This is a genomic window from Petrotoga sp. 9PWA.NaAc.5.4, assembly GCF_002895485.1.
Taxonomy (GTDB): Bacteria; Thermotogota; Thermotogae; order Petrotogales; family Petrotogaceae; genus AZRK01.
Window position 1 is genome coordinate 1 of the sequence record NZ_AZRK01000031.1, and the last position, 15612, is coordinate 15612.

Annotated in this window: 13 protein-coding genes and 1 riboswitch; of the genes, 4 read left to right on the forward strand and 9 right to left on the reverse strand. The window is 31.5% G+C overall.

The window, feature by feature from the left end:
• Window position 1: 1 nt before the first annotated feature.
• Genes X924_RS07940 through X924_RS07950 form a run of 3 tightly spaced genes read right to left on the reverse strand, consistent with a single transcriptional unit; the run spans window position 2 to window position 2477 of the window.
• Window positions 2-640, reverse strand: coding sequence for a methionine ABC transporter permease (locus X924_RS07940; RefSeq protein WP_121958390.1), 639 nt, complete (start codon window positions 638-640; stop codon window positions 2-4).
• Window positions 641-1639, reverse strand: coding sequence for a methionine ABC transporter ATP-binding protein (locus X924_RS07945; protein ID WP_121958391.1), 999 nt, complete (start codon window positions 1637-1639; stop codon window positions 641-643).
• 13 nt (window positions 1640-1652) lie between these two features.
• Window positions 1653-2477 (reverse strand): MetQ/NlpA family ABC transporter substrate-binding protein, encoded by an 825-nt coding sequence (locus X924_RS07950; protein WP_121958392.1) that lies wholly within the window; start codon window positions 2475-2477, stop codon window positions 1653-1655.
• A gap of 640 nt (window positions 2478-3117) precedes the next feature.
• A riboswitch (SAM riboswitch) is annotated at window positions 3118-3225 on the reverse strand.
• A 178-nt stretch (window positions 3226-3403) separates the two neighbouring features.
• On the opposite strand from X924_RS07950, the gene X924_RS07955 reads away from it, so the two are divergent.
• From X924_RS07955 to pgl, 3 genes are all read left to right on the forward strand, one after another.
• Window positions 3404-4600 carry an FprA family A-type flavoprotein gene (locus X924_RS07955; protein WP_121958393.1) on the forward strand — a complete coding sequence of 399 codons (1197 nt, stop codon included), beginning with the start codon at window positions 3404-3406 and terminating at the stop codon, window positions 4598-4600.
• A 121-nt stretch (window positions 4601-4721) separates the two neighbouring features.
• Window positions 4722-6278 carry a glucose-6-phosphate dehydrogenase gene (gene zwf / locus X924_RS07960; RefSeq protein ID WP_121958394.1) on the forward strand — a complete coding sequence of 519 codons (1557 nt, stop codon included), beginning with the start codon at window positions 4722-4724 and terminating at the stop codon, window positions 6276-6278.
• A complete protein-coding gene (pgl, locus tag X924_RS07965; RefSeq protein ID WP_121958395.1) occupies window positions 6268-6966 on the forward strand; it encodes a 6-phosphogluconolactonase in 699 nt (232 codons plus the stop codon). The genes zwf and pgl overlap by 11 nt, the downstream gene beginning before the upstream one ends.
• Before the next feature lie 99 nt (window positions 6967-7065).
• Here pgl and X924_RS07970 read toward each other — a convergent pair whose 3' ends face one another.
• From X924_RS07970 to X924_RS07990, 5 genes are all read right to left on the reverse strand, one after another.
• A complete protein-coding gene (locus X924_RS07970; protein WP_121958396.1) occupies window positions 7066-8346 on the reverse strand; it encodes a glycogen-binding domain-containing protein in 1281 nt (426 codons plus the stop codon).
• Window positions 8347-8381: 35 nt separating this feature from the next.
• Complete coding sequence (locus X924_RS07975) at window positions 8382-9767, reverse strand: hypothetical protein (protein WP_121958397.1); 1386 nt, start codon at window positions 9765-9767, stop codon at window positions 8382-8384.
• Window positions 9768-10496: a hypothetical protein gene (locus X924_RS07980; RefSeq protein ID WP_121958398.1), complete on the reverse strand. Its 729-nt coding sequence runs from the start codon at window positions 10494-10496 to the stop codon at window positions 9768-9770. It abuts the gene before it with no gap.
• A 291-nt stretch (window positions 10497-10787) separates the two neighbouring features.
• Window positions 10788-12482, reverse strand: coding sequence for a hypothetical protein (locus X924_RS07985; protein ID WP_121958399.1), 1695 nt, complete (start codon window positions 12480-12482; stop codon window positions 10788-10790).
• 49 nt (window positions 12483-12531) lie between these two features.
• Entirely contained in the window at window positions 12532-14109 is a 1578-nt protein-coding gene (locus X924_RS07990; RefSeq protein WP_233186618.1) for an alpha-amylase, read from the reverse strand.
• Between the two features lie 365 nt (window positions 14110-14474).
• On the opposite strand from X924_RS07990, the gene X924_RS07995 reads away from it, so the two are divergent.
• Entirely contained in the window at window positions 14475-15164 is a 690-nt protein-coding gene (locus X924_RS07995) for a DUF554 domain-containing protein (RefSeq protein WP_121958400.1), read from the forward strand.
• A 337-nt stretch (window positions 15165-15501) separates the two neighbouring features.
• Here the strand turns inward: X924_RS07995 and X924_RS10245 are convergent.
• On the reverse strand, window positions 15502-15612 hold a 111-nt coding region (locus X924_RS10245), incomplete at its 5' end, for an ATP-binding protein (RefSeq protein ID WP_233186619.1).

The window sequence follows — 15612 nt, forward strand, 5'->3', positions numbered from 1 at the left end:
TTTATTTTCGAAGAGAATTAGAAATTTTTGTCCCAGCAAACTGTATAACTTGGGTTAAAAGTATCAATATAATCACATCATAGATTAAAACATCCATTCTGAATCTTTGGTATCCATAGTTTATAGCCATTGCACCAAGGCCACCAGCTCCTACAGCACCTGCTATCGCTGTATAGGTTATCAAGTTAATAATCAAAAGTGTTATATTTGAAATCATCTCTGGTGACGTTTCAGGTAATAATACTTTAAATATGAATTGACTGTTTGTCATACCCATTGATACGGAGGTATCCCATAAACCATCAGACAAATTGTTAAAAGAATTTTCTGCCAACCTTGCCATAAAAGGAATTGCTGCTATACTTAAAGGCACAATAGCTGCGGTTGAACCAATGATAGTACCGGTCAGCAATCTTGTTAAAGGTATTATTAGAATTATAAGTATTATAAAAGGTATAGACCTGAATATGTTCACAATCCAATCTAAAACAGAGTACAACATTTTTGAACTATTTTTATTACTTTTAGAAAGCATGTATAAAGCCACACCTAAAGGAATTCCAAGTAAAACCGCAATAATACCAGAAACAAATGTCATATACAATGTTTCCAGAGTTGCGGTGATCAAATCTTGCAACATTTATTTAAGCACCTCTACTTTATAAACATTATCCGAAATTTCCTGTAAAAATTCTTCCATTTGATTCTTATCTCCAATAACTTCTACAATCAACGTTCCATATGGATTGTCTTTAAGATGCTCTATCTTACCATATAGAACATTAACAACAACATTGTATTTTGTAGCTACTGTGTATAGAACAGGTTCGTGAGTTTTTTCTCCCCAAAATACAATTTTTATAAGTCTGTCGTTTTCTCCTTTAACAACTTCTTTCACTTTTTGCCAATCTATGTTTATTTCTTGATAGAATTCTTTATTAAGTTCGTCTTCTTTTTCAATAAAAAAAGTATGGACAGAACCAAAATAATCTACATATCCATTTTTTAAGTACACAACTTTATCACATATCTTTTTTATAACATCCATTTCATGGGTAACTATCAAAATAGATTTTTTCATATTCTTATTAATTTCTAAAATTAAATTTAAAATCTTTTGAGTAGTACTTGGATCCAAAGAAGAAGTAGGTTCATCAAATAAAATAATATCGGGATTACTTATCAAAGCTCTTGCAATTGCCGTTCTCTGCTTCTCTCCACCAGAAAGTTGTGAAGGATAAGCATATTTTCGTGAAGAAAGGTTCAGTTGTTCTATCATTCTATTAACTTTATTTTCTATCTCTTCTTTTTTAACATTTTCTATCTCAAGAGGCAAAGCAATATTTTGAAAGACGTTTCGAGAACTTAGCAAGTTAAAATGTTGAAAAACTATGCTTATTTTCTTTCTAATCTCCCTTAAATCTTTTTTATTTAACTGAGTAATATCTATTGAATTTAAGAAAATTTTTCCTGAAGAAGGAAGCTGGAGCAAGTTAAGTGTTCTTAAAAGAGATGTTTTACCTGCTCCAGAAAGACCTATTATTCCAACAATTTCTCCTTCCTCAACTTTAAAATTTATATTTTTTAAAACATGATTATTTTCATCATAAATAAGGTTGAGATTCTTTATTTCTAACAATTTAAATTCTCCTTTAAAAAACCGGGACTACAGCTCCGTTATATTTTTCAAGTATAAAATTTTTCACTTTTTCGGTAGTTAATATTTCTACAAGTGCCTTTACTAAATCATCATCAACTCTATCTTTCTTTACCGCAATTATATTAGCATAGGGAGACTCTGCCCCTTCAAAAAACACAGCATCTTTTAAAGGATTAAGCCCTGCTTCAATAGCATAATTTGTATTGATTACAGCACCTACAACATTTTTATCGGTCTTATACGTTCTTGGCAAATAAGGAGCCTCTAATTCTTTAAAAGTTAACCCATATGGATTTTCGACAATGTCTTTAACTGTTGCAACCAAAGGATCTTTTCTATCTTTAAGCTTTATAACCCCATTTTCTTGAAGTAACAAAAGTGCTCTTCCTTCATTTGTAACATCATTAGGCAATATTATTAAATCACCTTTTTTTAGATCTTTTAAATCTTTTTTCAGATAAAAACCCATTGGTTCGACATGAATCTTTGCAACTGATACAAGATCATTTATATTTCTTTCTTTACAAAAAGTTTCTAAATATGGTTCATGTTGAAAATAATTTGCATCTATAGATCCATCTTCTAAAGCGAGATTAGGTTGTACATAATCAGTGAAAACAACGATTTCCAAATCTACCCCGGTTTTTTCTTTAAAATCTTCTTTTATAAACTCTAATATTTCTGCGTGAGGTACTGGAGTTGCACCAACTTTAAAACTCTTGCCTCCAAATCCAAAAGCTGAAAAACCTTCAATGGCTAAAAACGAAATAAAAACAAATACAGCAAAAATGCTTAACCAAACTTTACTTTTTTTCATACTAAATCCCTCCCTTTAAATATTTAATACCTACTTTAGAAATTCTAAAACTTAAGTTTTACCAATCTTTTAGTTTTAAGTTTTTTTCAAAAATACCTCCATAATTCTAATACTTACTAACTATGACTTTCTTTAACTTTTTCACTACGTATAATGAAAGAGAGTGGGGGCTCCGCCCTGAACCCGTTTTAAAATTCAAAACCTCGTTTTTATAAAATTTCTCATTTCCAAAGTTTCTGCCTAACTACAAATTTTTTACTTCTTTGCTAAGCTTAACGAAACAAGAGAGGGCTGTGCCCTGGACCCATTTTAAATTCAAAACCTCGTTTTTATAAAATTTCTCATTTCCAAAGTTTCTGCCTAACTACAAATTTTTTACTTCTTTGCTAAGCTTAACGAAACAGGAGAGGGCTGTGCCCTGAACTCATTTTAAATTCAAAACCTCGTTTTTATAAAATTTCTCATTTCCAAAGTTTCTGCCTAACTACAAATTTTTTACTTCTTTGCTAAGCTTAACCAAACAGAGAGGGCTGTGCCATGAACCCATTTTAAATTCAAAACATTCCCATTTATGAAGCATCTAAGTATTTAAAAACCTCTTCCAGCAGAGCGGAAGAGGTTTTAATTTCTTTTAATCCTCTCCTTATCTCCCAGAACTTCTGCAGGATTTGGCACCGTTGTATAATAGAATATTATACAGGTTGCCGTGGTTTCACAGGGCCAGTCCCTCCACCACTCTCGATAAGGATATAAACTTTTAATCTTTACAATCAAGATTCTTCCAAATTCTATATTATTTTTGATAATTTTTTATAACTACTATGTTAAAACTTATATTTTTATAAAACGCATTCAAAAGTTATTATTTCCTTTATGGTATAATATATTTGGCTTTTTGAGATAACAAAAAAGGAGGATGAATTTCCATGAATGGCACCATAAAAATTAGTGATAAAGTTTATTATGTTGGGGTTAATGATCGAGATACCTATCTTTTCGAAAGTTTATGGCCACTTGAAAAAGGTGTAAGTTATAATTCTTATCTAATTTTAGACGAAAAAACTGCTTTGATAGATACAGTTAAAGAAACTAAAATGAGTGAATTTTTTAACAAAATAAGATCTCTTTTAAATGGAAAATCACTTGATTATTTAATAATTAACCATATGGAACCTGATCATTCAGGCTCTATACCAGAACTTTTACATGAATTTCCTAACATTAAAATTATTGGAAATAAAACAACTTTTCAATTCTTAGAGAACTTATATAAGATTCACGATAATTTTCAAGAAATTAAAGATGAAGACGTTTTAGATTTAGGTCAACATAAGTTAAAGTTTTATCTTACCCCTATGGTACATTGGCCCGAAACCATGATGACTTACGATCAAACTGATAAAATATTATTTGCTGGTGATGCATTTGGAGGATTCGGCACTTTAGATGGCGGAATATTTGATGACGAAGTTAAAATAGATTTTTTTGAAGATGAAATAAGAAGATATTTTTCTAATATAATCGCAAAATACTGTCCAATGGTACAAAAAGCTTTAAACAAATTAAGAGACGCCAATATAGAAATAAAAATTATATCCTCTACACATGGCCCAGTGTGGAGAAAAGATCCAAACAGAATAATCACTTTATATGACAAATGGAGCAAATATGAAACTGAAAAAGGTGTTGTCATCGCTTATGGTTCTATGTATGGAAATACCGAAGAAATGGCAGATTACATAGCAAGAAAATTAGCAGAAGAAGGAATAAAAGAAATAAAAGTAATGGATGTATCTAAAACACACATCTCTCATATAATAAATGAGATTTGGAGGTACAAAGGACTGATATTAGGAAGCTGCACATATAATCAAGGATTGTTCCCATATATGGAATCTTTGGTTCAATGGTTAGCTCATAACAATATCAAAAATCATGTTTTAGGTATATTTGGAACCTACGGTTGGAGTGGAGGAGGAGTTTCCACTCTTGTAAAGTATAATGAACAAATGAAATGGCCTCTTGTCTATCAACCTGTTGAAGCAAGATTATCAGCAAAAATAGAAGATTTCAAAAAATTAGATGAATTAGCTAAAGCTATGGCTAAAGAAATAAATTCATAGAATATTAAATTACAATCTTTTTTGTCGTGTTATAATAAATGGAAGGGGAAGTTTTTTCCTGCTTCCATTTTTTTATAAAAGTATTTATAAATGTTGTAAGAAAAATAGAGGTGAAAAAATTATGGAACAACAAGCTAAAACAAGAATATCAAGGGTACAACTTTGTGAAGAAATAAAACCTGGTCCATCTTCAATAATTATTTTCGGAGCATCAGGAGATTTAACCTTTAGAAAATTGATCCCTTCTATTTTCACTCTTTTCAAAAAAAATCTTCTACCCCAAGAATTTTATCTGCTTGGTGTTGCAAGAACTCAATATACTGATGAAGAATATAGATTAGAGATAAAAAATAAACTATCAGAAGAGAAAGAAGATCTTTACCTAATATCTAAGTTTATAGAAAAAATTTTTTTTATTTCTGGTAATTACAATGATGATTCACTATATAGTTATTTGAAAAATAGACTAAGGTACTTAGATGAAATATTTAAAACACAGCAAAACCATCTTTTTTACTTAGCAACTCCTCCCAATATTTATTTAGAAATAATTAGAAAACTTAGCAACTTTGAACTCATTAAAGAAAAAAACAATAGTTATTCAAGAATCATAATAGAAAAACCTTTTGGAAGGGATTTAAAATCCTCCAATGAATTAGATGAAGAACTCCATAAATCTTTGAAAGAATCACAAATTTACAGAATAGACCATTATCTCGGTAAAGAAACTGTTCAAAATATAATGATGCTCAGATTTGCAAATATTGTTTTTGAACCGATTTGGAATTATAAGTACATAGATAATGTACAAATAACAGTTGCAGAAACCTTAGGAGTCGAACACAGAGCAGGATACTTTGAACAAGCTGGATTACTTAGAGACATGTTTCAAAACCATATGCTACAACTTTTAACGTTAGTGGCAATGGAACCACCAGCTTCGTTAGAAGATTCAAGTGTTAGAGACGAAAAAACCAAACTTTTAAAAACTATTAGACCTTTTGAAAAAGATTACATAGACGAATTCTTTATTAGAGCTCAATATAAAAAAGGTAAAATAAATGGTTTTAATGTTCCAGATTATAGACAAGAACCAAATGTGAATCCTAATTCTAATGTTGAAACATATGTGGCTGCTAAATTTTTATTAGATAGTTGGAGATGGAGTGGGGTACCGTTTTATCTGAGAAGTGGTAAAAGATTGAAGAGAAAAATATCAGAGATAGCTATTATCTTTAAAGAAGTTCCACACTCTATTTTTGCTAAGAACAATATATATTTGGAACAGAATGTCCTTATACTAAACATTCAACCCGATGAAGGATTTTCCTTGAAAATTCAAGCAAAACAACCTGGATCCAAATTATGTTTAAATACTTTAAGCATGGATTTCAATTACAATGAATTTTTTAAATTCAAAGGGCCGGATGCATATGAAAGATTACTTTTGGATGCAATGGTAGGAGATCAAACTTTATTTGTAAGAAGCGATGCAATGGAACTTTCCTGGAAACTTTTAACTCCTATTTTAGAAAAATGGGAAGAAGACCAAGATAAAAACTTATTATTCTATGAAGCAGGTACGTGGGGCCCAAAAGAAGCCAATGAGCTTTTATTAAAAGATAACAGAGAGTGGAGAAACCTTGATGTAGAGGGAGAATTTGTAAATGTATTTTAAAATATTTGAAAATTCAGAAGAATTTTTAGAAGAAAGCTCAAATTTTATATATAAAACATACAAAAAGAGCATAGACAAAAATAATCAATTTTCCTTCATGATATCTGGGGGTAATACTCCAAAGCCTTTGTTTAAAAAATTAACTTTAGATTACAAAGATAAAATCAATTGGGAAAAAGTTTTTATCTTTTGGGCAGATGAAAGATACGTGGACAAAGAAAGTGATGATAATAATTATAAATGGGCGTATAAATTGCTACTTTCAAGGGTAAATATACCTCAAAACAATATTTATCGAATAAAAACTGAACTACCACTTGAAAAAGCAGCAGAAGAATACGAGAAGGAAATTATCAATTTTTTTCAAGGTAGAGAACCTGCTTTTGATCTTATCTTGCTCGGAGTAGGAAAAGACGGTCATACTGCGTCTTTGTTTCCAAACAGCAATTTACTAACTGAAAACAAGCGATTAGTAGTACCTGTTTCCCCATCAGGAGACCCATATGTTCCAAGAATAACAGTTACCTACAAAGTCCTTAATAACGCAAAAAACATATTATTTTTAAGTTCGTATAACGATAAAAAAAATGTTATAGATGCGATAATCACTAACAAAGAGATGGCAAAAGAAAAATATCCTGCTGCCGGGGTAGAGGCAAAGAAGATTTACTTTTTTTCATATAAATAGAAAAAAGTTGTAAAAAATGAGAGGCTTAAATTAAAAAGCCTCTCAATTTTTAAATCTATAACACAAAGTAAAAGGGGATTACTTCAACAAAACTAACAATTAAAATTCTGCCGCAACAGATAATGTAAAGTATTTATCATCGGGATTGAAAGGTTTTGCATCAACTTTAATGTTGTTACCAAAACCAACTTTTACCTTAACCGGAAAATCTTCGTTTTCTAGTTTAAAGTTCAAATTAAAACCGGACTTACCATCGCCATTAAAGTAAAGGCCTCCGCCAATTCTATAGCTTTCTAATAATGTATAACCTCCACCTATCTGGAAGGCATAGAAATTTTCTCCTGTTGTTTCATAATAAATAGCACCATCCAAATCAAAATCGTTGTAAACGCCAAAACCTTTTACAGTTAAATATTCATCCAAAGCGGCATATAGAAAACTCGCGCCAAAGCTGTCTGCTTTTTCATAACCTATTAAAACACTGTTAAATTCCCAATCTTCTAAATTTAATTCTGTAAAGAAGTTGTAAGCCTCTCCTCTAATTACTAATGATGTTGCCTCTACAGTGTCAAACAACAAACCAACCCTAAAATCGTAAAAACTGCCGTCCGCAAACGTCAAAAATTTAACTTTATTTTCTTGAGTTAGTAGTAGGTCAGCGCCTACATAGAAATCAGAATAATTAAGTATAAATCCAAAGCCAGGAAGCTCTGTTTCAGGATTTTCATAATCAAAGTTATAATTAGGATTTATCGCTGTTTTATAAAATGCACCTAAAGAAAGATGTTCTTGCATCCATAAAGCTTTCATTCCATATACTTTAAATTGAAAACTATCATTTAGTGATGAAGCCCCGATTTTTAATTCCAAATCTGCATTTTGTACATTTGGATTTATGCTCAAAACAACCTCATTTTTTACCTCAGGATTTGCAAAAAAACCTGTCTCTTCTTCTAGTTTAGTTTTTAGACCAAACTCATATTTTCCTGAAATTATAGAAGCTTTTCCCTCTTGGGCTTCTCCACCAACAATTTTTAGTTCTCCGTCTTCTAAAACTAATTCAAATTTTGAGTTTCTTCCCCCATATGGATCAGGAACGTAGTCTGGAGATTCTGGATCTTCGTACCAATCTGTTCCATTTACAACGTATTTGTATTCATAAACGCCAGGTTGTAAATTAGTTACATATATCCAAACCCCGTCTCTATAATCCATTCCCCAAGCACTTGTGCTCCAGTTATTAAAAGTACCAGCTACAAAGACGCTATTTGCTGTTCTATCTTCATATTCGAAGACTACCATTCCATCCTCAACATAAACCTTCGAAAAAGTAAATACGATTATAAGAGAAAATAATATAACAGAAATAATTTTTTTCATCTTGCCACCTCCAAAATTTATCTATTATTTTGAAATTAGAAATAAAAAGTTGTAGTTATACCAACTTGCCTTTTGAATTGAAGCGAATTTTCAAAATCACCATCACCGACATAAAACTTTATGTTTCCATTCGGAAGGTTATAGCCAACTTCTGTATATGCAGTAAAACGTTTCTCAACAATACCTTGAATGTATTGAAATTTTCCCATAACTGAAAATTGATTAAAGTTTCTTGAAATATCTATGTAGTAAAGTTCACCAAAAGACTGGAAAAATTCATCCGAAAGTGGATTACCAAAAATATATTTCATATTACCTGAAAAACCAAGTGCTTTATAATTACTCTCCAGGTATATTCTAAACGGCTTATAATGTCTTATATCTGTCCAGTCATCTTCTGGTCCTTGTTTATACAATGAAATTTTATACCAAGTAAAAAAAGGAATAGAAAGGTCTTGACTATAGGTTATTGACATTTCAGAAGTATCTAGATTAAAGTCTGAAAACGATCCATTAAAGTCTGGTGAAACATATAACTCAAAATTATTTATGTACAAATTAGTTCTTAACCTATCAATGTAGTTATCCTCACCAAAGTCAAGCTCTAATTTATTAGTAAGTCGAACGTTTTTGTATGCGGTCTCTAAAAAGATATTTTCTGCTAAACTGTCTGGTGAATAATCTTTGTTGAAATCATCAGCGATATACGTTGTATTGAAATTATAGGAGAAATCTCCTACCTTACCCCTAACTCCACCAAACAACAAGTAATTATCTTTTATATCATAAGAAGCGGTGTAAATATCTTGATCAAAAGAAAGAACTACTTCCCCATAAGGTTTAAAAGTTTCAAATGTACCTATATCAAAGTCAAATCCCATTAACTGATTATACTTTCTTGTGTTCATATCTTTATAATCTTTCAAATATATAATACTTCCATTTAAACCCGCTAAATCTGGAAACCTATAATGCATTAAATTGAATAAATGATCATTTCGATCAACTGCGTAAAAATTTAACTTACCAAAATTATCTAAATCAGAATAAACTTTAACTCCATCAATAGCACCTACTTTTTCGTTATTGACAATTTTTAGCCAATCGTCTGTTGAGACACTTTTCCTGTTCCAATACGTAGTTAAATCGACATTGTTTAGGTTAAAAGTGAATTCAGAGGAAGAAACCCAAAGCTTATCATCTGAATCTTTATTTAAATTGAACTCACCTCTTAATCCTTCACCAAAAAATTTAAAATAAAGATCTGCTTTGTTGAAATTACTGTAAAAATTTGAGTCTTCTTCTTCAGGAAATTCAAAGTTTAAATTAAATTCCACACTTCCACCAAGATCAACTGATCCAAAGAAAAGCGTTACAGAAAATACAATTAGGGATAACAGAAGTAATTTCTTAGCTTTCACTTAATTCACCTCGCTTTCTACAAACCAAACATAACTGATTTTAGGATCAAAATAAACTGTTAGTTCATCCGTATCGCTTTTTAGCGTGTATACAGCATTAGAAGCCTCTCTTGAATATATTTCTGCGTTGAAAATCATGCTCCATGGACGCCAATTCCCACTTGGTTTTATCTTATATTCTATTTTATCTCCTACACTAAAATTTTTTTGTATTTTTGCTACTAGTACGTCATCTTCATTTTGAAATTTAACAGCGTTGTCATCCCATGTTTTTTCTCCCCAATCCCCTGCAAAGTACCAATCTTGCAAAAGTTTTGTATCATCTCCAACCCCGATTGCTTTACCATCTTTCATTTTATTAGTGTCAGCATAAATGGTTATTGTTTGAATATTATTAGCATCGACTATATCCTTCCAGATTGGAATAGAGGAACTCACAACATTTCCATCATCTTTTACGTGAAAAATTTTATAATAGCTGAAATGATATTTAACACCATCTTCATCTATCTCTGAATAAGTGAGATCTGATGCGTTTATAGTAATTTTGTATAAACCTAAACTTTCATCATAGGTTAATTGATCTTCTAAATCTGGCACATTTTTATTTTTTGAGTATCCTAAATAAATACCGGGACTAAGAGTAATGTCCAATAAATTCATCATACATCCTGACAAAACAAACAAAAGAGAAAAACCAAGTAGGACGTATAAATACTTTTTTCTCAAAAAACTCACCTCCGTTTAAATTTCTTTCTACTTACTTTAAAAATTATAAAAAACGTTTTTATGTATATTTTATAGTTGAATTTTTTATAAAATACCTCTATAACTCTAATTCTTACTAACTGTGAATTTTTTAGCTTCTTTGCTACGTTTAGCCAAAGATAGGTGGGAGGGCTTCGCCCTGGACCTATTATAAATTCAAAATCTTATTTTTATAAAATTCTTATTTCTAAAGTCTCTAACTTTCTTCCTAAAAATTTCATGGCAAATATATAACATAAAAATTGTCTCGAATTAAGGTATTACAAACTCGGCCATGGTTGTTATATTAATTGGGACATTCCAATCCCAATTTTCAGGGTAATCATTATCTGGAATTGTATCGGGACTTGAAGCTCCGTCTCCACCAACTATACATCCAACAAAGTATATCTTATCTCCAATTTCTAATCCAAGTTCTGAAAGAGGTATTTTTATTTCGTATCCTTCATTTTGCTTTACATATTTATCCGAAATTGAACTACTTTTGTCTGTCTTTGTTTGTGCATCTACAACTTGCCATAATTGAGGGTCTTGATACTCCCAAGTAGCAACGAAATACTGAACTTTTTTATTAAATGTTATTGCTCTTGGCCAACCACCAAAATTCATATCAGTTGCGCCAGTATCGTCATTTTCTTTAGAAATATAAACAATAAATCCGTTACCACTTGCTTTATACTGTGCACCTATATATAGAAATTCTTCATCAACTGCCACTCCTAACCATTTTACATCATTAGTTGCTCCCCATTTGCTATCATCATCTGAATCAATTTCAATCTTTTTTGTTCCTTCATAACTTTCCCAGTCTGAAAAATCTCCATCTATTATAATTCCTTCTTCACTTGGTGGTTCCGTAGGTTCTTGGGATTCAGGTATCTCCTTCCATTTTTCTACAGTATCTTCTACTAAACTTTCAGGAGCAGAGTCTATTTTTCTGTTATCTACGCGACTTCCATCTGCTTTGACTTCTTCATATTTCCAATCAGGACCTACTGTGTATTTGTATTCAAACGGGAACTCAGTTATCTGTAATTCAAACTCTGCATATTTTTGTCCATCTTCGGTTTTTACCGTTGAAGTAGCTGCATTATCAAAACCCCATCCACAATAATTACCTACTATATATATTGTTGCATCATCTGGTGTTTCATCTGGCAAATATGCTTTAATATTAACTATTGTAGGTTCTTCACTTGGTGGCGTTGGAATTGCTGCCCACTTTGCTACTGTGTCTATAACCACCCCTTCTGGAGCAGATTCAATTACTCTGTCGCCAATTTCATTACCTTCGGCATCTTTTTCTACATAATTCCAAGAAGGACCTATTGTGTATTTATATTTAAGCGGGAACTCAGTTACCTGTAATTCGAACTCTGCATATTTTTGTCCATCTTCGGTTTTTACCGTTGAAGTAGCTGCATTATCAAAACCCCATCCACAATAATTACCTACTATATATATTGTTGCATCATCTGGTGTTTCATCTGGCAAATATGCTTTAATATTAACTATTGTAGGTTCTTCACTTGGTGGCGTTGGAATTGCTGCCCACTTTGCTACTGTGTCTATAACTACCCCTTCTGGAGCAGATTCAATTACTCTGTCGCCAATTTCATTACCTTCGGCATCTTTTTCTACATAATTCCAAGAAGGACCTATTGTGTATTTGTATTTAAGCGGGAACTCAGTTACCTGTAATTCGAACTCTGCATATTTTTGTCCATCTTCGGTTTTTACCGTTGAAGTAGCTGCATTATCAAAACCCCATCCACAATAATTACCTACTATATATATTGTTGCATTATCTGGTGTATTTCCTGGTAAATATGCCTTGATTGATACAACTGGGACAGGTGGTTCTTGTCCTACGGTCTTAGGCAGACACCCTGTTAAAGCAAAAACTATTGAAAGCAAAGCTACCATATAAAAAAGACTTTTCCTCAAAACACATACCCCCTTTACAGTAAAATACATTTTTCTATGTTCATATCACTTACTTCTCAATTACAGGTACCCAAACAGACCAACCCTCGTTTTCACTTTTTCTTACTTTAAAATTTCCATACCCCCTTTCATCAGTAATTATATTTCCTTGTACGTGTCCCGTATAATCATAGAAAGTTGTGTTAGGTTGCCTTGAGTTGATTCTTTTAGAAATTATTTCTCCTGACTCACCATCAGAGATCATTAGAACCAAACCATCACCTTCAACGTCAGGTAATCCAGCTCTTACATAAGAATATACATCTTCATCGTTATTATCTACTTCATAACCAGGACCGTAAGCGTAGTATTTTCTTGCTAACAATAATTTATCCAACTCTTCTTTCATTCCATAAATATAATAATCTTTCCAATAAACAACAGGTATCCCATGTTCTCTTGTTAATATATATGCATATGCTTGATACTTTCTTCTGTATATACCTGGATTTTCGCCATCTCTATTTGTATCGTGATTATCAACAAAAGTGACAGCTCGATTTTTATAACCTTCTCTGTTTACTAATCCTGTATATTGAAGAGTTCTCATATCTGTGCCATTAATCATATCTTCGAAAGCACTTCTTAAAGGAAAATCGAATACTTTTAAATCTTCGTTGTTTACAGTGTTAAGATATCTAACTAAATCATCTACATTTTCAATCCACGCTTCACCAACAAAAAATACATCTTTGTTAGAACTTTTTTGAACATCAGTTATAAACTGATTAATAAATCTGTAATCTATGTGTTTTACAGCGTCTAAGCGAAATCCGTCAAATCCTATCTCGTTTATTATCCAATTTCCCCAATTAGTTATGTCTTCTTGTACTTCAGGATTTTCGTAGTCTACATCTGCTCCCATCAAATAATCGTATCCATATGGTGTTTCATCCCAACTTTTATTCTCAAATAAAAATATACCTCTCGATTGACTTTTTTGGTCCCAATCAGTTCCATCAAAATGTCGCCAGTTCCATTGAAAGTCACTATATTTATTATTTCTTCCTGGAAAATTAAACTTTGTCCAAGCTGAAATTTCTTCATTATTAGTTTTGTTAGGACTATATGGACTTAATCTAACTGTTTCTGTAGAGTCCGCTCCCATTCTATGATTTAGCACAGCGTCATAGTAAACTTTGATACCGTTTCCATGAAGAACCTCAATAGCACTTTCTAATTCTTTTTTCGTTCCATACTTTGTTCTAACAGTGCCTTTTTGGTCGAACTCCCCTAAATCCCATAAATCATAAGTAGCATATCCAACATCAAAAATTCCATGCATAGCTTTATTTGCAGGTGGTAACCATAACGCTGTAATACCGATTTCAGATAATTCCAAAGCTCTTTCTTCTAAAAGCAGCCAAAGGTTTTTTTCCTCTGAATAATTTTTTAAATACTCTCCCGTTCCCATTTCCCAATAGAATGCTTGCATAATAGTTTCATTATTTAAAATATTACTAGGAGTTATATAGTCCTTAATCTGATGCTGATCGGTTATTAAAGAATTTCCGAGACACCCGGTAAAAATCATAACGGTTATTAAAAATATAGTTACATACAAAGAGAACTTTATCTTACTTTTCAAAACTTTTCTCTCCTTCCTGGACCCACTACAAATTCAAATACTTATTTTTTGAAAATTATCATTTATAAAGTCCCTCAACAAAATACATTTTACATAGAATTTCTCACAAAATTAAATATCTAAATTTATAAAAATATCTATTAATAAGAGTGGAAATGTTTTCTTACAGAAATTATATAATAAATGAAAGCCTTTCCACTAATCTAATTTTAGCCAAATATTTCTAAATAAGGCAAATTAGAAATGTTTATTAACGATTAAATTAAAAAATCTTAAAATTTCTTTATTTTTATAACTTTTTGATATAATTTGTAATAAAAAAATTTTCAAAATAACTTTCTCAAAAAGGGGATGAAATTCGGTATATGTTCAACATTGCTGTTATAGTAAACACTCTTGCTGTTTTAGTTGGAGGAAGTTTAGGTACCATTATAGGAAACAAATTACCAGAAAATTTTAGAATTATTTTATTTCATAGTGTTGGACTAACGACACTTTTGATAGGTATAGGAATGGGATTGGAAGCAAATAATTTAATAGTAGTTTTAGTTTCCTTAGCCTTAGGCAGTGTGGTTGGAGAACTACTAAAAATAGAAAACGGTCTTGGAAAATTAGCAAATATAGTAGAAAGATCCGAAGGAGAAACTCCTTTTGTGAAAGGATTTATAACAGCAACCGTTCTGTTTGTCATTGGTCCTATGACAATTATAGGGTGTTTAAATGCTGGATTAACAGGAGACAATTCTGTAATTTTTTTAAAATCGGTTTTAGATGGTATCTCTTCCATTGTTTTAGCTTCTGTTTACAGCGTGGGAGTGATTTTTTCAGCAGTTAGTGTTTTTCTAGTTCAAGGAGCTATTGTTAGTTTAGCTGGCCTGTTATCTTTTCTTTCTAATCCTTATTATCTTAACGATTTCACAGCTGTTGGCGGAGCAATGGTAATAGCCATTGGAATAAGATTATTGGAAATAAAAGATATAAAAGTTGGTAATTTTCTTCCTGCTTTAATTATTGTTGTGTTAATTAATTATATTCTAACCTTTTTTGCATTATAGATTAAATAAGGTCAACCACCCACCGCCTATAGAGGCGGGGTCTTGTAGAAATGCAAGCTCGGTTGATTAGCCTATGTCATTAGCTTTTGCTAATGATTAGTTATAGCAGAATATATAGTCACCGTGGGATGCTCCACAAGTCCCATGCTCTGAGGGTAATGGTTAAATATCTCTGAGGAGTAGGAGAAGTGCTGTTACCATTAAACCTGCTATAACATTGGCGATGTGCACCTACAGGCTTCGGCCTGACTTACCTTGATTGAGGTTTTTAATGTGGTGTAAAAGTCAATACCATAGTGTACAAAAAATGGAAAATAATAATGTACAAAAAATAGAATTAAGAATTAGAAACGTTTGAAAACAAATCCAGCTTTTCTTTTAATCTGTAAGATTCTCCTTTTATTGAAATCACATGTGAATGGTGTAAAAGTCTGTCTAAAATAGCTTG